Source organism: Cerasicoccus frondis (assembly GCA_031296915.1).
Lineage (GTDB): Bacteria > Verrucomicrobiota > Verrucomicrobiia > Opitutales > Cerasicoccaceae > Cerasicoccus > Cerasicoccus frondis.
The window spans coordinates 42,022-58,855 of record JAVDPC010000013.1; the positions used below are offsets into that span (position 1 = coordinate 42,022).

At 52.1% G+C, this 16,834-nt stretch carries 13 protein-coding genes; 5 read left to right on the plus strand and 8 right to left on the minus strand.

What is annotated here, in order from left to right; all coding sequences use genetic code 11:
- Positions 1 to 76: 76 nt before the first annotated feature.
- The 7 genes from RBB63_RS11620 to RBB63_RS11650 form a co-directional block, all read right to left on the minus strand.
- Entirely contained in the window at positions 77 to 868 is a 792-nt protein-coding gene (locus tag RBB63_RS11620; protein ID WP_309384355.1) for an SDR family NAD(P)-dependent oxidoreductase, read from the minus strand.
- A complete protein-coding gene (locus tag RBB63_RS11625; RefSeq protein ID WP_309384357.1) occupies positions 858 to 1,976 on the minus strand; it encodes a mandelate racemase/muconate lactonizing enzyme family protein in 1,119 nt (372 codons plus the stop codon). Before RBB63_RS11625 ends, RBB63_RS11620 begins: the two co-directional genes overlap by 11 nt.
- Before the next feature lies 1 nt (position 1,977).
- A complete protein-coding gene (locus RBB63_RS11630) occupies positions 1,978 to 2,781 on the minus strand; it encodes an SDR family NAD(P)-dependent oxidoreductase (RefSeq protein ID WP_309384359.1) in 804 nt (267 codons plus the stop codon).
- 1 nt (position 2,782) lies between these two features.
- The gene (locus RBB63_RS11635) at positions 2,783 to 3,724 is read right to left on the minus strand and encodes an MBL fold metallo-hydrolase (RefSeq protein WP_309384361.1); all 942 of its coding nucleotides are present in this window, start codon (positions 3,722 to 3,724) and stop codon (positions 2,783 to 2,785) included.
- Positions 3,717 to 4,880 carry an extracellular solute-binding protein gene (locus tag RBB63_RS11640; RefSeq protein ID WP_309384363.1) on the minus strand — a complete coding sequence of 388 codons (1,164 nt, stop codon included), beginning with the start codon at positions 4,878 to 4,880 and terminating at the stop codon, positions 3,717 to 3,719. Before RBB63_RS11640 ends, RBB63_RS11635 begins: the two co-directional genes overlap by 8 nt.
- 141 nt (positions 4,881 to 5,021) lie before the next feature.
- Positions 5,022 to 5,333, minus strand: a complete 312-nt coding sequence (locus RBB63_RS11645) for an NIPSNAP family protein (protein WP_309384364.1) — start codon at positions 5,331 to 5,333, stop codon at positions 5,022 to 5,024.
- Positions 5,334 to 5,341: 8 nt separating this feature from the next.
- Positions 5,342 to 7,498 carry an alpha-galactosidase gene (locus RBB63_RS11650; RefSeq protein ID WP_309384365.1) on the minus strand — a complete coding sequence of 719 codons (2,157 nt, stop codon included), beginning with the start codon at positions 7,496 to 7,498 and terminating at the stop codon, positions 5,342 to 5,344.
- Between the two features lie 146 nt (positions 7,499 to 7,644).
- Here RBB63_RS11650 and RBB63_RS11655 point away from each other — a divergent pair, with 146 nt between their 5' ends.
- From RBB63_RS11655 to RBB63_RS11675, 5 genes are read left to right on the plus strand one after another with little or no spacing between them, the layout of a single operon-like run.
- Positions 7,645 to 8,673, plus strand: a complete 1,029-nt coding sequence (locus RBB63_RS11655) for a LacI family DNA-binding transcriptional regulator (RefSeq protein WP_309384367.1) — start codon at positions 7,645 to 7,647, stop codon at positions 8,671 to 8,673.
- A gap of 16 nt (positions 8,674 to 8,689) precedes the next feature.
- Entirely contained in the window at positions 8,690 to 9,391 is a 702-nt protein-coding gene (locus RBB63_RS11660) for an RraA family protein (RefSeq protein WP_309384369.1), read from the plus strand.
- 20 nt (positions 9,392 to 9,411) lie between these two features.
- The gene (locus RBB63_RS11665) at positions 9,412 to 10,182 is read left to right on the plus strand and encodes an SDR family NAD(P)-dependent oxidoreductase (RefSeq protein WP_309384371.1); all 771 of its coding nucleotides are present in this window, start codon (positions 9,412 to 9,414) and stop codon (positions 10,180 to 10,182) included.
- A 22-nt stretch (positions 10,183 to 10,204) separates the two neighbouring features.
- On the plus strand, positions 10,205 to 11,032 hold the full coding sequence (locus RBB63_RS11670) for an SGNH/GDSL hydrolase family protein (RefSeq protein ID WP_309384373.1): 828 nt from the start codon (positions 10,205 to 10,207) through the stop codon (positions 11,030 to 11,032).
- Positions 11,033 to 11,083: 51 nt separating this feature from the next.
- The gene (locus RBB63_RS11675) at positions 11,084 to 13,288 is read left to right on the plus strand and encodes an alpha-L-rhamnosidase-related protein (protein WP_309384375.1); all 2,205 of its coding nucleotides are present in this window, start codon (positions 11,084 to 11,086) and stop codon (positions 13,286 to 13,288) included.
- A 62-nt stretch (positions 13,289 to 13,350) separates the two neighbouring features.
- Here the strand turns inward: RBB63_RS11675 and RBB63_RS11680 are convergent, their stop codons facing one another.
- Positions 13,351 to 16,614, minus strand: a complete 3,264-nt coding sequence (locus RBB63_RS11680) for a malectin domain-containing carbohydrate-binding protein (protein WP_309384377.1) — start codon at positions 16,612 to 16,614, stop codon at positions 13,351 to 13,353.
- Positions 16,615 to 16,834 lie beyond the last annotated feature (220 nt).

Here is a 16,834-nt window from a genome sequence, read left to right on the forward strand (position 1 = left end):
CGCTTAGTTGGGCATCGTGCGCCGGAGAAAGCACCCTTCGCAGTAAGACAGGCGTAGCGGGCGAATGTGCCCGTGGCTAGTCGTCCTGCATGAGCGCCGAGCGCCCACCGTCGACCATGAACGTTGTTCCCGTGGCAAAGCTGGCATACGTGCTCGCCAGAAATGCGCAGAAGGCGCCCATTTCCTCAACGCTGCCCAAACGCTTCACCGGGTGCAGCGCCTCAGTCCGCTGGCGCTCTTTGTCCGGGTCTGGAAAAGAGCCAAACCAGTTCTTGTTTTGGCGGGTGTCAATGAAGCCCGGAGCCAAGCCAACGGCGCGAATATCCGGCCCCCATTCGATCGCAATGCTTTGCACGAGGCCGAGTAAACCAGCCTTCGTTGCACTGTAAGGGAAGCAGCCCGGAATCGTGGAAAAGGCGTGATTCGAGCCCATGATGATGATCACTCCCGCACTCGCTTTGAGCAGATGCGGCTGACTAAGTTGGGCTAACCGCCAATGCGAATTGAAATTCAAATCCAAGTTGGCTTGCCAGTCCTCTTCCGAGCATCCGGCAACACCTTGAAAGACCGCTGCGCCCGCATTGGAAATAACGATATCCAGTTGGCCAAAGGCCTTCACCGTCTCCTCAACGAAATGCGCCAAGTCTTCGCGCTTAGTGACGTCGCATGGCACGTAAAGCGACTCAGCGCCCTCGCCTTTGACCAGCGCCTTAAACTGCTTCGCGCCTTCGCTGTTTTCATCACGGCGGCCACAACCCGCAACGCGGCAACCAGCGCGCGCCAACATCTGCGCCACGCCCTGGCCAATCCCGTCCGTCACCCCGGTCACCAAGGCGACTTTATTCTTTAAATCAATATCAAGAGACATAGCTTGCCTGCGGTTTTTTAAAATGTTCAACGGCGTCGAAATCCCACTCAGAACCCGCGCCCAAGATTGAGTCTGCGGCGACGAGTCTACCATCGCGCCAGTGATGCGCGTCAGGCGCGAGATGGTGAAAAGCTTCAATATCACTTTCCGGCAGCATCGTTTCGAGCCACGCGACCGAGGGGCATGCATCCGCTAGCTGCTTGTGCAACGGGTGAAATATATGCGTCGCCACCGGCACACCGAGCTCAGCTGCACGCTGTGCGATTTTCACGAATGCACTGACGCCACCACAAACCGTCGCATCAAGGCGTAGCACGGAAACACCGGCCCGCAACAAGCGTTCAAAGGCGCGCAAGCCACTCTGCTCATCGCCAATGGCCAGCGGAAAATCCAAGCCATCGGCCAGCAAGCGCACGCCATCATAGTCGTCAAACGCCAATGGATCTTCGATCCAACCCATGTTTAAATCAGTCCAAGTGGATGCGGTTTTGAGAACTTCCTGCGCCGAGTCAAAAGACCAGTAGCAATCGATCATCAGCGGCGTGGCGTCCGGCAGCACTTCACGGCAAGCCCGCAAGCGCGCGGTGTCCTTACCAAGGTCGGCGCTGCTGGCAATTTTTACACCCAACGGTTGAAACTCCTGAAACAACTCCATCTGGCGCTGTAGCGATTGCGGTGTCTCGTCAGCCACCGGATAGCCACCAACGATGACCGTTGGCACGTTGCGCGACTGCCCGCCAAGGTATTGCCCCAAGCCCATTCCCGCCGCACGTGATTGCAAATCATAAAACGCGCAATCAACCAAACTCAACGCGCGCCAAAACAGACCATGTGTGCCCAGGCAAACATTCGCCTTCACGCACTTCGCGTAGATCGCCTCATGCGCTTGCGGTTCGGCATTTTGCCAGAACGGCGCGACGCAGCGATGCACCACCTCTGCCACCGGCGCACCACGCGCATGCCCGAGCGCACAGCCAACATTGCCGGCATCATCCGTGAGCCGCACGAAGACATACTCGCGGTCGCGAATTTGCATTTCGCCCAACCGCAGCGGTCGCCCGAGCGGAACCGATAAATGGAAAGCTTCGATGGAAATAATTTGCGCCATGCTATTCGATCCCCGCGTGTTCATAGGCATTGGGCGCCCCGTAAATGGTGTAGCCACCATCGACCATGATCGACTGCCCGGTGATGTAGGACGCCAGCGGTGAACACAGCATGACGACCGCGTTGCCAATGTCACCCGGCGTGCCCAGGCGGCCCATTGGAATACGCCCACGAATCACCTCCGGGTCCAGCACTCCTTTGTCGACGTAGTCCTTGAAAAGCTTGGTCTCGTGATAGCCGGGGCAGACCACATTCACACGCACGTTATACGGAGCCCACTCCGAGGCTAACCCGCGCGACATCCCCAGAACGGCGGTCTTTGTCGTCACATAAACGGAGCGGCGCGGCATGCCGAAAAAGCTCGAGATGCTGCCAATGTTCACAATCGACCCCTCCCGCTGCGCAATCATCTGACGCGCCGCAAGCTTGGACATGAACATCATGCTGTGGACGTTCACCTCGAACACACGACGCCAGCCTTCGTCATCCATTTCCGCTGCATCAGCATGATATTGAATGCCCGCATTGTTCAACAAGATGTGCAAACCGCCCGCCTCCCGAACCACGTGGTTGACTACGCGCTGACGATCCGCATCCGAGGTCACATCGCAAAAAAGCGCGCCATGCCCTTCGCCCGGGAGCGATACGGCCGACTGCTGCGCAAGCGCTTCATCACGGTCTGCAATAAAGACGCGCGCGCCGTGCTCGGCCAACTTTTGCGCGGCAGCAAAGCCAAGGCCCTGCGCACCGCCCGTGACGATCGCAGCCTTTCCCTTGAACCAAAATTCCGGTTGTTCGTAGCTCATCTTAAATAGATTTCAGGTCACATTGAATCCCGTGCTCGCGCAGGTAGTCCAAATAGCCAACCAAGGCATATTGAAAGTGCGCGTTCTCACTTTCAGCCCAACACGACTCGCGTGCATTGAGTTCCTCCAGGAGTTCCTCAAAACTCGCGGGCGCGTTTAGCCGGTTGACCAACCAAGCTAGGTGGCGCGCAACGACGCGGCGGGATGTCTGAATAAATTCACGCAACGCTTCGGCATTCATCGCAGGCCAGTGCGCGAAAAGCGCATGCTGAATCGGCAAGGCCTCCAACAAGCAAAGCGTGCTTAAATAGTCGCGGATAAATTGATGGGTCGGCGGCATCGACGGCGCACCGGAAGCATCAGGCGGCCCGTCGCCTAAGACGGCGTCCCCCCCCAGAAGGACGCCGTCCGTAGACGAGTACAGCCCAATATGACCTAGACTGTGACCGGGCAAATGCAACACACGCCAAACAACACCACCGATAGCCAGTGTATCGCCAGCATTGAGCAAACAGGATATCTGAAAATCGTCGCCACAGGCTGCCCGAAATGCATCTTGAATTTCTATCAAATAGCCAAAGCCATATTGCTTCCGTGCACATCCATAACGCTCTCTCACCAACAGATCATGATTTGCACACCAAACACAATCCAAAGGATGGCAACAAACTTCGCAGTTTGGAAAGCGCGCCAATAACTCTGCAACACCCCCGATGTGATCCGCATCAGCATGTGTCAGGATAACCCGTGTAATGCGACCTGGTAATTGTCCCTCATCCAGTACACTGGTCACATGTCCGGGCAAACCGCAATCAATCAGAGTCCACTGCTCCGGACCATCTTTCATCGCGAAGAAGCGTACGGTTCGCACCCCCATCGGAAACGTAAAGCAACGAAGCCCAAGGGTATCCTCAACCAGATATGCGCTTCCTAGCTCAGGCATAACACTCAGACTTAATCTCAGAAAGCCGCTCAATAGTCGCAGACGCCGTTACTTCATCGTCCCAGCAAAGTTGCAAGATACGACCGATCTCCAACTCTAACCAATGAAATCCAGGCATGCGAGGGCGGGTGTATGCGTGCGCCATCTCATCTGCCAAGGCAGAATAAAATCCGTTAAATTCCTGATCAAGCTCTGGGTCTTCCCAAGCCGCCAATCCTGCTGGCTGTCCTGAGTTACTCGGGAATAAATGCGCCTGAACTTGGTCCGAAATTAAATAGCGGGCGTACTCCGTTGCAAGATCCGTGTGCTTGCATTTTTTGAGGATGCCTAAACCAACTCCGCCCAGTATCGGCGTGCTTCGCTTAGTAGCGAATCCGGGAGTTTCCCAAAGGCGCAATGCGTTCCCACGCCCTTCCGACGAGAAATAGTTGACGTATGCAAAGATCGACGGACTATAAGCAGTATCATCACTTTCGCATAGGTAATCATAGATATCCCAAGGCCCCCAATGCGTAGATCCGGGCGGGGTGAAATCCAGTAATTCCAGAATGGTTTTCAACACCTTAGCTGCCGCGTCTCGATCAAGGCGAACTCCCCCCTCACGCACGTCTATTGGATGACCAAGTGACGCCATCATCGAGAGAAACAAACAAGAACCCAATACCCCCTCGACCGATAGAACCAGTGGATGCCTTAGCCCTGTTTTTCGCTGCCTAGCCGCCCAAATCGCCACAGTATCCCAACTTCGAGGCAAGTCTTTAGCTTCAACCAAATCACAGCGAAACAGACCCGCATGGCAAGCAGCATCCAGCGGAATTCCCCACTGTCTCTCATTCCAGTTATAGCTATCATACGAAGGCGCTACCGTGCGGCTACGCACCTCGAGCAATTCCTCTGCAGGCATCAACTCATCCCATGGATGCAATGCGCCGCTTGCCGCCAAGCTGCCGGTCCAAGGATGGTCAAACATAACGAGATCATAATCCTGTCCAGGATTGGATAGTGCAGACATCAGCGCTTCCTCAAACGCATACCAAGGCTTGGCCTGCCACTCGATAGAAACTCCAGAACGTTTAGCGGCAAACTCGCGAGCACTCGCGAGCAGCGGACGTTCACCACGTGGGTTTTGCCATGTTAAACCAGTTAAAGTCTTCATATGAGATACCATTCAAACAAGCTTCCATGAGATATCCGATGGTTGTGGCCGTATACTGATTAGGTGAGATCCCATTGGCGAATCCCCAACAGTTTTAGCATTAAAGTAAATATGCCAGTAGACTACTGCACCGCATAGGCTTCACTTCAGTGGGCTCAGATCTGTGGGTCTGAGAAAAATCGCTTCCTGGCTAACGTAGTGCGCGCGGCAACGCTCCAGGTAATCCATGAAACCCGGATGCTGCAAAAGCTGTCGTCGCATTTCGTTGCGATGATTCATGTCTTCAAACTCCCACAAGCTGTAAATCTGATTACAAGTACCAGACTCAGAAACCCATTGCCCTTTCAAGTTAAAGTACGGCGCCAGCATCTCTTGCCCCTCTTCCTGCCACATCGCCAAAACCTTCGCAACCGCGCCAGGATGACATGTATAAATTCTCAATTCATAAATCATAGCATCAATCAATAGTGAACCAGGTAGCCCAATAATCCTTGCTCCAAAATCTCTCTGCCAGCAGTTAACGCCAGCACTCCATTCGCCCACTGAATCGATGCCTCTTCCTCAGCATCGACGCCTTCCTGCTCCAAGACCGCAACCACACGCTTGGGGCGACGACACTCGAAACGCAACTCCCCCATACCAACCGGAATGAAGGCTACCGTTGAGCTATCTCCAATCGATGCCTGATCTTGCGCAATAATAGCCCAATCGCCCGACCATTCAAATCCACTAACGGGCGCCTCCCCTGCTTCAGGTTGGCAATCACCCCTCAAAGCTAAAGCGACCAACTCATCAGTGCCGTCAAATCTTTCCAAGCGGCCCCAGCAGCGCATTTCCGGATCGCGGTTACAGTCGCCAAGGTGGCTGTTCAGCCAAAGCGGACGCCAGCCAACAGTTCGACGAAACCACTTAGCCAAAGCCCTCCGCGGGCGATACGCAGACTTGGGCGTCTCCAATCCTTTTTTATAGAATAGCGGCAAAATTCCACCCGGTGCGCCGATAACCGCCGAATTCAAAACGACATCCCTCTCTGCTCCCCAGTCGTAGCCACTCGATCCATTAATCGCCCTGCCGCCACGTCCCGCAATCGTCGCCCAAAAACTCCATTGACCATGAGCAGCGGCTTCACGACCAGATGCATCACCAAGATCATCCAATGCGACGAGGTGCGTATTCTCGCCGATGAGCGGATGAAGCCCATAGCAAAGAATCGTAATGTCCGGTCGAATTCGGCGAGCTTCTCTTGCAATGATGTTGATGAGTGCGATGCCTAGTTTTTCGCCTCGGTACTGCGGATCCCGAGGCACAGCAACATCCGGCCCGGGCAAGCCATAGTAGAAATCAAGTTTCAGCAACGACGCCGGATACTTTGCAAGCACCTTCCGTGTTCGCTCAATTAAGAATTGCCTCGACTTTGGAGAACTGGGGTCGAGCGCAAAATGCCGCGGCCCTTTATCGAATGGATTAAAGGACCAAGAACTGACTCGCGGCTCACCATCAACGCCACAGAGTAGATCCTCCCGCCCCAAGCCAAACTCTTCCGGTCGGTCCAGCCAACCAACCGAATGCCAAAAACCGACCTTTAATCCAAGGTTAAGCGACTCTTGCACCGACTCATCAAAGTCTGGAAATCGCTCGTAATTAGTGTCTCCGCTTGAACAAAACGTCTCCCAGGGATCGTCATAAATCAAGATATCGACTCCGAAATCTCGCCGGGCGCGTTCAGCAGTGAATTTTAAATCGAAAATGCCTTCCTTGAAATCCCCCCATGTGCTCCACATCGATAGTTGGTGGGGGCTTGGCTCCGTGGGTTGTGGCTCTGGGTAATAGAATTGCGCATAGGCGTCTACAGCTTGCTCTGCCCAGCAGATGTGCAAAAAGTCATTCCACGTGCGCACAGGCTCATCAATTGGTCCCCACAAGTCCTCGCGGTAAAGTATTTCCAAGCAACCGCAATTAGCGCCAGTAACAAACGAAAGCGCGCCATCCGGCGCTTCTTGAAATCCGAAAACCACCCAACCGGAGTCACCTCCCATACCGCAGGCCAGCAATGGCCTCGGATAAGCTGCCCCGTAGGGCGAACCCATTGCAGGCGCAAAATTCCCTAAGCCTATCCTGCTATGCCCCAAGTCCCACATGCGGACAAAACTTTGAATTGGCCCTGTTTTAATGGTCGGAATACAAGCGCCAAACGCCCTCCAAGCTGGCCAAAATGGGCGATCCAGATTCGGAGCCATGTTGCGTTCGTCTTTCCCCATCTCAACCGCGCCAACATAGATCGAAATGATCTTCGGCGCTTGATCGAACCAGCGTATTGAAAAGGCGCCCAAGTGAAGCCGATCCGCTTCAATAGCAAACGACAACTCCCCATCGGCAAGCCCGGGGAAAACCAGATCCAACTGCCCAGTATCTGTGTGCTGATCAACGCTCCGCACCTCAGCCTTAACGAACCTGCGCTGCCCACTTGCGTCCAAAATCCACAAAGCGGGCAATAAAGCGCCTTGCCATATCAACTGTCTCTTATCCGAGCGGTGAATCTCAAGCAAGTCTGACTCGAGATCCCAGTGACCAGAAAATCCATTATGGCTCCAAGAGAGGTATAGTTTATCGTTAACCATTGATTGGTAAATGCTCAGGTCAAAAATTCAACTTTTCAAGCATTTTAACAGAATTTAAAGGAACTATATCGTTAAATATTTGTTGATTTCGACAGAGTTAACGTTCACGCTAGTCCAAACAATAAGCAATCCCCAGGAGCCCCACCATGATCACAACAAAATCACGAATTACGCTGAAAGATGTGGCTGATGTAGCGCATGTCAGCGCCACGACAGTATCCCTAGCCCTTCGCTCAGACCCCAGACTCCCCACGGACACAACCGAGCGCGTACGGTCTATTGCCAGACAGCTGGGCTATCAGCGCGACCCCTGGCTAAGCTCTCTTTCCTCATACCGCAAGAGCCAGAGACGAAACCCTGGTCACACAATTATAGCCCTACTGACCAACTGGAATGAGAAAGACGATTGGCGGCGCCGTGAGACATTCCGAAAATACCATGACGGAATCAAAGATCAGGCTGAGGCAATTGGATTTCGGACCGAGGAATTCTGGCTACCCGAAAACGGTGGAGCGCGCCGCACTGCAGAAATCCTATACCATCGCGGGATTAACGGTGTGGTTGTCTTCCCCTTGCCTGCTGAAGAGGATAAACTGGAGTTCAACTTTAGTAATTTTTCCGCAATCCAGATTGGGCGCTCACTACACACACCCCCACTCCATTCGGTTTCCCACAACCACTTCAAGGCAGTTGTAACAGCCCTTGAGGAGTTGACTGCCCTGGGTTATCGGCGAATAGGTCTTGCGATTCCTAAGGCGCATGACGACATCCAGTCGGCTCGCTGGTCAGGAGCATTCCTGGGACAACAGAAACATTTCGGCGAACAAATTGGCAATGCACCCATTTTCCTCGCCGACAATTTTGAGAAAGCATCCTTCATCAAATGGGTAAAGCGCCACAATTGCGATGCGGTGTTAAGCACGGAGGACTGCGCCCACCAATGGTTAGTCGAAGAAGGATATCAAATTCCCAAGGACATCGGTTTTGCCCACTTAACCATGGACAATGCCAAGCAACTTTCCGGCATTCTCCTAAATTCCACCCAAACAGGCGCGCAGGCGATCAACCTCTTGAATACATTCATCACCAGCGGACAACGCGGCATCCCCCAGACTCCGTTAACTTTGGTCGTCGATGGAGCCTGGCACCCTGGGAATACACTTCGCCCCCAATAATCCTCACAATATTTTAATGAATACAAGCGATCACTGGAAAACACTTTCTGACACTGAAAAATTCTCATTAGCCAAGCAAACACTGTTCACGGCAGTGGTGGGCGATGTCCTCGATGCAGCAGGCTATTTGCACCAATTCCTCCCGCCGCACATTCGCCCCCTCGACCCTAAAATGGTCACGATCGGCCGCGCCATGACGGTCCTTGAGGCCGACTGCTTCGAGCAGCAAGTACGTGCTGAAGGCAAAGCCAAACCATTCGGCCTAATGTTCGATGCATTGGATGACTTAAAGCCGAACGAAATCTACGTTTGCACCGGCTCATCTCATAACTACGCCCTTTGGGGAGAATTGATGAGCACGCGCGCGCTAAGGCTCGGCGCAGTAGGCGCGATTGTCGATGGCTTCTCCCGCGATACAAACGGAATTCTCAACCTCGGTTTTCCAACATTCTCCAGCGGAACTTACGCTCAAGATCAGGGCATGCGAGGGCGAGTCATTGACTATCGCTGCACACTGAGATTTAGCAATAATGTACAAGTCGAACCAGGAGACATCCTATTCGGAGACAGAGACGGCGTCGTCGTCATCCCGAAAAAAATCGAAAACGACATATTGGCGGCAGCTTACGAAAAGGCCACTGGCGAGAACAAGGTCCGAGACGCCATTGAAGCAGGTATGTCAACCCGCGAGGCTTGGGACACCTTTGGCATAATGTGACCCCACCCCCAACATCACCAATGCTTCCAACACAGATTGAACAAGCTTTTTCTCTCAGCGGACGCGTCGCGCTGATCACTGGCGGTGGGTCCGGTATAGGACGAGCAATCGCCGAATGCTTTCATGCCGCCGGCGCTCACGTGATCATTGCATCCCGTAACCGAGATAACCTGAAAACCGTTGCTGGAATTTACCAAGAGCGATTCGACTACGAGCAATTTGACGTTTCCTCATCCAACACGGCAGAAGGCCTCATTCAAAAGGTCATCCAAAAGCACCAACGACTAGACTGCATTGTCCATTGCGCCGGCATCCACCTCAAAGCGCCAGCCTTAGAGACCAGCCCTGAGGAACTGACTTCCGTCCTGCAAACCCACCTGATTGGAGCACATGCATTATCAATAGCAGCAGCAGCCCCCTTGCGCAAGCATCAGGGAAATCTGCTCTTTATTGCCTCGATGGCTTCATACATCGGCCTTCCCAACGTTTGCGCTTATGCGAGTGCAAAATCCGCAATCCTGGGATATGTTCGAAGCCTGGCCTCCGAATGGTCGCCTCACGGGATTCGCGTGAACGCGATTGCCCCTGGCTGGATTGAAACGCCCATGCTGCAACGCGCCCTCGAAGCGGATCCAGACCGTAAAGAACGAATTCTCCAACGCACCCCCCTTAAACGACTAGGCGCAGCGAGCGAAATAGGATGGGCCGCGCTATATCTTTGCTCGCCAGCCGCCTCCTTCATAACCGGCACGACACTTACCGTGGATGGCGGCGCATCCATCGGGTTTTAATTAATCAAAAATATAAGATTACATGCATAATAGAAAGCCACCAAGCAATTACGGCCTTAACGGAGCCACTAGAATTTTACTAATACTCACCCTAATACTTTGCAGCACAAAGCTAACCCAAGCAGGAAGCCCAGAGTATCTATTCATCGGCAACAGCTTTACAATCGGCTCAGGCGACCCCGATACGACTAAATTAAATGGCGTGCCCGGCATGGTTGCACTGCTGGCGGAATCCGCTGGCCATGAAAAGCCCTATGTCGAGAAGTGCACGCAAGCAGGTTACTCCCTCCAAGACCACTTAAAGGATTCCCGGAAGTGGAATTTCCACATCAACAAAAACAAATGGACCGGCGTGGTGCTTCAGGAGTTTAGCACGGTGCCAACCAGCGCCGACAGTGGCGACCACGGCAACAAAGACACATTCTTTGAATGCGTTGAAAAGATCGCAAAGATCGTCAAAAGCAACAATCCCAAGGCCAAGCTATATCTTTTTCAAACCTGGGCCCGAGGTCCAACTCACAACATTTACTTCAATCAATTTCCCGAGGGGCCCAAGCAAATGTATGCTGAACTCCGCGAAAGCTACCAAGAAGCCGCCAATCTAATCGATGCGACATTAATCCCAGTTGGTGACGCTTGGGAACTCTCACAAGAGAAACGTCCAGACTTCAACCTATATGCTAAAGATCGTTACCATGCTCAAACTCGCGGCAGCTATTTGAATGCACTCGTCATCTATTCGGTCATTTACGATGCAGACCCACGAGGCTTGCCGCCTCTATCCACAGTCAGCGAAGAAGATGCAAACTACTTACAGGAAGTCGCCTGGCAAACCGTAAGCGGAGAATAGCACACCGCGCGACTCAACTCATAAAGAGCGGCAAACAGCGATCAGCTAACCATGAACCACGCATTAACAAAAATCCCATTCCCCAGTTCTCCTACTTGGATCTGGTCCGATAAAACCCACCCGAATCAGACAATTCTCTTTCGGGCAAAAATTGATCATCTAGATTCGTATGAACAACTATCATTTCAATTAACCTCGCAAACAAGATACTATGCTTGGTCCAATGGGAACTACCTCGGACAAGGACCGTGCCCAACACCTTGGCCCGATAACGCCGTCGATGGATACCAGGTAAGCGCCAAGGGCGGATGCCTTACGCTATCGGTCATCGTTCATTATTATGGTGTTGCCACCCAAAGCCATCCAAACCCAGACGCTGGACTCTGGGTTCGCCTTATCGGACAGCGCAATGGCGACTGGACACCAATTGACATACCCGCAGAAAACTGGCGCTACCTTCCTCAAGGAGGCTGGCTCCATACTGAACTACGCCGCACCTGGGCAACTGGATGGATGGAACAATTTGATGCCAGCAAGCATCCGACCAATTGGCAAAACCACGGCTTTAACGACGAAGCATGGCGACAGGCGGCTACAGTAAATCGCAATGCAGCGACTCTAACACCCAGAAAAACACCGGCTTTGCGCGAATGGACTGAACCAGCAAAGAAGTTATTGGCGGTCGCTAAAGTTTCATCCAAGGCGCCGATCAACGACACTGGCGAAGGACAGCTCGGTAAAATTCTGGATGAAGAGCCTTGGGAGATGATTGACATTGCCCCTTACCAAGTCGCATGGGACTCAGGCAAAGGAATAACAATTTCACCCAGTGACGGCGGACTCGCTCTAGTGTTTGACCTCGGCGAACAGATGGTCGGCCAAACTGAATTCACCATTGAAGCTAAGTCAGGCATCGTTGACCACTATGGCGCAGAATTGCTTCGCGATGGACGCCCCTGGGCATTTCGAGGCAACGCAGAGTATGCGACAAGATGGTTCGCATCAGATAATAGCAGCGAATTTAGAACGCTGAATTACAATGGCTTTCGCTACTTGCTCATCGTGTTGCGTCCGCAGGAAGACCCAATACACTTAAAGAAGTTCGGCGTATGGAGAAGACAGGCGGATATCACGCCCTCGGTGGTATTTCATTCTCAAGATGCAGAACTGCAGCGACTCTGGGACAATAGCATTCGCACCATTCAAGTTTCGACGCAAGAAACCTGCACTGACTGCCCCACTCGAGAGCAAGCTCTCTTCATTGCAGACGGTTTGTGGAATTCGCTCTGGATCTACAAATTATTTAATGAGCCATCCTTTCTGGAGCATTTTTTGGAAGCAACTGGTAAAGCGCAGTGCGATAACGGCTTGATGCCATCAGCGGTATTCTCAAGCCTTCTCCCACCTCATTTTCTACTCGATTTCTGCCTGATTTACGTTTGGGGTGTCGATATCTATCGCCGCGTACTTCCAGAGCGAAAGGATGTTGTCTTGAATGCCCTACCTATCGCAGAGCGCACCCTAAAATGGTTTCAAAAATCGATTAACAGCTGTGGCCTGGTAGAGGCAGATCCAACCGTTCTGGAAAATTATCCCGGAGGGAATTTTCAAATTACTTTCATTGACCACCCTGGCCTTTGGCATCCGTTTTCCCATCCCGGCCTGGAGCGCTCCAGACGACAACTCGGGTTGAATGCCTTCCTCATTATTGCCATCGAAGCATTTATCAAATCTGCAGAGTCTGTTAACTACCTGCATTCACTCGATACATCGATCCTCGATAGCGCGCGAATCCGTAGTCGCTGCCACGAACTTTACTGGAATGATCAAACCAAGTTCTATGCTGACTGCCTGGATGATGAAGACGGCTCATTAAAAGGATGGAGCGCGCAGTCACAAATACTTGCGATCCTTAGTGGCATTACAGACGGCAACCATGCCAGAGAACTCATGACCAAGCTCGTCGAGCAACGCCATGATCCGAAGCTTTGCCAATGCACCCCCTACTTTTGGACATACTACGCCGAAGCTCTCGGCATGACCGGCCTTGACGACCAGATATTGCCGCTGATCCAAGAAGCTTGGTCTGGCATGAGCAAAGACCCAGATACAACAACTTGGTGGGAAACATTTGAAGGCAGCCCGAAGGATACACGCTGCCATCCGTGGGCAGCCTTACCCGCATGGCATTTACAACCTGCGGAAAATATTATGCGCTTGGTCGAGCAAGATGTGGAACTTCCGGCCAACCCATGACAACTTGAATATAAAAGTTCAGGCTAGCCCCTCTTGTCGCAACGAGAGGGGCTTTTTTTAAATCAATCATCCGCCATGCGTAAGTTCACTCGCATGAAACAGCGACTTGACGAATCTGGCATACCGACGGAGGACATGACTGTCACCGTCCGCATAGCGCCATTGCTGGTATCCCCAATGACATTGCCACCAGTTATGACCATACCTTGTATCGTTGAGACAACATCCCAGTCTATCAAGTTCGAGGATTCAGCAAACTCAACAACCACATCGTCCACTTCAGTATTGTATGTTAGCTGAAGTGTAAGGTGACGCAAATCGTTCTCATCATAGACCTCACCAAATATTGTCCTTTCACTCTGCAACGTTGGATCACTATCCACCAGATATTCTTCGATATTCATGAGGCCGTCATGATCTGGATCTGCGGTCGGCTCTCGGTCGCCACCTTGCAAGCCATAGCCGTCCAGCCAATCAGCCATGCCACCTTCCTGAACGGGCGCCGCCCGTGCCACCAGTATCGCGTTTATTTTACCATTACCAGTTACATTGCGTAACTCTATGGAAAGGAAACCGTCATTAACTGTTGGTGTGAACGTTTTGCGCAGAGCGGTATTGCGTTCGACCTCAGCGCGAATGTCGAATCCATCCAATACGGTTTCGCCTTCGATCAATACGTCAAAGACCCGCGTCCCGGCAGAGCCATTATCCGAAAAGAATAGAGTGACAGTATACTCGCCCCCATCGGTGGCAGGTATCTCGTAACGGTGATTTCCATATCGATACCGATGAAAGAGAGTATCATCTTCCGTATCGGCAATATCGGCAGTCACCCCAGCAGCGCTCCCTCCTTCATAAAAGTCATCGACTGAAAACTCCGCCAGCTCTGATTCCGAAGCATATGGCGTATTAAATTCTCCACAATTAACAGCAGCAATCACTTCTCCTGAAGCGCCACTCTGGCGTAGCGAAACAGTGATGGTATCCGAGCCACTCAACTCGCCATCACTAGCAGACAAACGCAACACGTAGTCTCCCGCAGTCGGAAAGGTAACGCTGCTTTGCAGCGATGCATCATCCGCAAAGGTCACTGCTTCTGGACCAGAAACCTGAGTCCATTGATAAGTCAATACACCATCATCGGGCAATCCATCATCATTCAAGACACCACTCAGCGTAGTCGACATCGTCGGCAGCAGAAGGACAATATCAGTGCCAGCGCTAACAGATGGAGGCAAATTTGCGACAACTCCGCCAATCCCTACTTCACGAATTGAAAATGCGCTAAGCATTGGACCTTCAAAGATTTCGCCAACAGTGATATCCAAAGCTCCATCTGCCACGGAAACAGTGTAACGCTTGGATGTGGCAACCCTGATGCCAGCCTCACTGGCAGGACTAAATTCCGGCAGCACTAACGAACCCTCTACAAAGAGATCAAACATACGCGTTAAGCTGGCGTCGGCAAAATAAAGATCGACTACGTAGCTTCCTGGAGCCACCGGCATGCTGTAGGTAAAGTCGTTATAGCGATATCGTCCATAGAGCACATCATCCTCTGTCCCCAAAATATCCTTATAGAGATTCCCGCCGTTACCGCCACTCACAAAGCTGTCAGATTGAAAAACCTCGCCATTTATGGCGGTATATTCATCTCCAGCGCAATTAACTGCGATGACCAAGGCGCCTGGCGCCGGTTGGACTACGACTTCAATCTGCGCCGAATCAGACCAGTCTCCATCATCGACCAGTAGTTGCAGAATATATATTCCCGTCTCCGAAAAGGTTACATCCGTCGCCAAATCGCCAGGTGCGGAAAAACTAACCTCGCCAGGCCCACTGACTTTAGACCACTGAACTTGAACAGCAGTGCGCCCGTCGTCAGCCAAGCTTCCCTCAATAGCCACTGAGTTTACAGGTAAGTATACTTCCATTCCATCTCCCAATGATACCTGCGGTGGTTGATTGGATGGGGCGCCGTTGTCGATTACGATATAAGCGACGCCAATATTTCCAGCTGAGTCAGTCGCAAATACCGTAATGACATTCGATCCTGTAGTGATTGGGACATCCGATACAACCCAATCCTCAAGACCCGTTGCAGCACCACTGCCACCTCGATTATTTGACCATTCAACTGCCGTTACACCGATGGCATCCATCGCTCGCCCCATCAACTGGATGCTACAGGAAACCCCTTCACATACCAAACTCCCAGTTGCATCATTAATCACAACGTCCGGCGCCTGCTCATCATTGGACGGATCCGACGCAAAAACCACATCCACCGCCGAAAAAGTCGTCTGCCCCCCACGGGAACTATTATAGCTGGAACCTGTGGCGATGTACTGAATCAAGTTCTCACCTCCATATCGAAGCGGAATCCCACTCGCAGACCACACGCCATCACCCGCTGCACTCAAAGAGCCGCCTCGATAGTTAATTACTTCAACTGATGCAACCGAATTGCCATCTTCCACATCGTAAGCCACACCGCTGCTATCAAAAGCATTCCCCGAAATATACTTCGGCTCTCCGGTTGCCTCGTCAATCTCGACACGAGGAAGGTGGTCATCGGTAGGCGCTCCACGCCGCTGAGCAAACAACCACTCACGCATTAGAGTTGTCGAATAAGCAGAACCACTAACGCTGTGTCCACCAGAAGCATAACGCGTGTAAATCGGAGTGCCTCCATCGCGGCGCAGGAAATCGATCATTGTGTCAGAATTACCGACGCTCACAACACCATCGTCAGCCGCATGAAAGCACCAGATCGGAATGTGGGAAAACTTTTCCACACTATCCCCATCTCCCAACTTACCCCCATAGATGGGCACGGCAGCAGCATAGACTGAGCTATCATACTCCAAGCAAAGCCAAGTCCCCTGTCCACCGGCCGAGACCCCAGTCACATATACACGGTCCGGGTCGATCGGAAACTCCGCTTGGAGCTCCACTGCAAGCGCAGCGATATCATCAACATAACTCCCCCACCAGCCTTCACCTCCGGATACGGGCGCGATGATAAACGTTGGATTATCAGGGTCTTCCGCCAGTCGGAAATAGCTCTGGTTACCGCTAACAGGCTGCGTCGGATTGCGTCCTCCTCCCAATCCATGTAAATATATAACCAGAGGGTACTGATGCTCCGGTTCAGGCGCATCGTCGCCATAAGGCACAAATAAATTATAATTCATGCCATTACGCTCACGCAGCTCAAAATCACTGCTACTAACGCCATAGACAGTAGCGCCGCCAAACAGAACTCCCACGGAGAGGATTATAAGGCGAAGCGTATGTTGCACACAGGGGATATTAAAAGCCATAAGATATGGGGTTATTCAATTTGCAGGGTAAAAGGACGCTAAATTCGTTAGACCCGTTTAGTCACGCCAGCCAACGAAAGCTCATTTTAGCATTAAAGCGTTAAGAAGATATGAATTCATTTTAATGGTAAAATTGGGCCTCGATTGTCATCGACGTGAACGTTAAAGTATTTCATTGTTCTGTGACAGACTTATTTCGAATGAAGTTATCAATGCCCCC

Excerpts from the sequence above, each read along its gene's own strand:
- RBB63_RS11620 (WP_309384355.1), bottom strand. The coding sequence starts at position 868 with ATGTCTCTTGATATTGATTTAAAGAATAAAGTCGCCTTGGTGACCGGG.
- RBB63_RS11625 (WP_309384357.1), bottom strand. The coding sequence starts at position 1,976 with ATGGCGCAAATTATTTCCATCGAAGCTTTCCATTTATCGGTTCCGCTC.
- RBB63_RS11630 (WP_309384359.1), bottom strand. The coding sequence starts at position 2,781 with ATGAGCTACGAACAACCGGAATTTTGGTTCAAGGGAAAGGCTGCGATC.
- RBB63_RS11635 (WP_309384361.1), bottom strand. The coding sequence starts at position 3,724 with ATGCCTGAGCTAGGAAGCGCATATCTGGTTGAGGATACCCTTGGGCTT.
- RBB63_RS11640 (WP_309384363.1), bottom strand. The coding sequence starts at position 4,880 with ATGAAGACTTTAACTGGTTTAACATGGCAAAACCCACGTGGTGAACGT.
- RBB63_RS11645 (WP_309384364.1), bottom strand. The coding sequence starts at position 5,333 with ATGATTTATGAATTGAGAATTTATACATGTCATCCTGGCGCGGTTGCG.
- RBB63_RS11650 (WP_309384365.1), bottom strand. The coding sequence starts at position 7,498 with ATGGTTAACGATAAACTATACCTCTCTTGGAGCCATAATGGATTTTCT.
- RBB63_RS11655 (WP_309384367.1), top strand. The coding sequence starts at position 7,645 with ATGATCACAACAAAATCACGAATTACGCTGAAAGATGTGGCTGATGTA.
- RBB63_RS11660 (WP_309384369.1), top strand. The coding sequence starts at position 8,690 with ATGAATACAAGCGATCACTGGAAAACACTTTCTGACACTGAAAAATTC.
- RBB63_RS11665 (WP_309384371.1), top strand. The coding sequence starts at position 9,412 with ATGCTTCCAACACAGATTGAACAAGCTTTTTCTCTCAGCGGACGCGTC.
- RBB63_RS11670 (WP_309384373.1), top strand. The coding sequence starts at position 10,205 with ATGCATAATAGAAAGCCACCAAGCAATTACGGCCTTAACGGAGCCACT.
- RBB63_RS11675 (WP_309384375.1), top strand. The coding sequence starts at position 11,084 with ATGAACCACGCATTAACAAAAATCCCATTCCCCAGTTCTCCTACTTGG.
- RBB63_RS11680 (WP_309384377.1), bottom strand. The coding sequence starts at position 16,614 with ATGGCTTTTAATATCCCCTGTGTGCAACATACGCTTCGCCTTATAATC.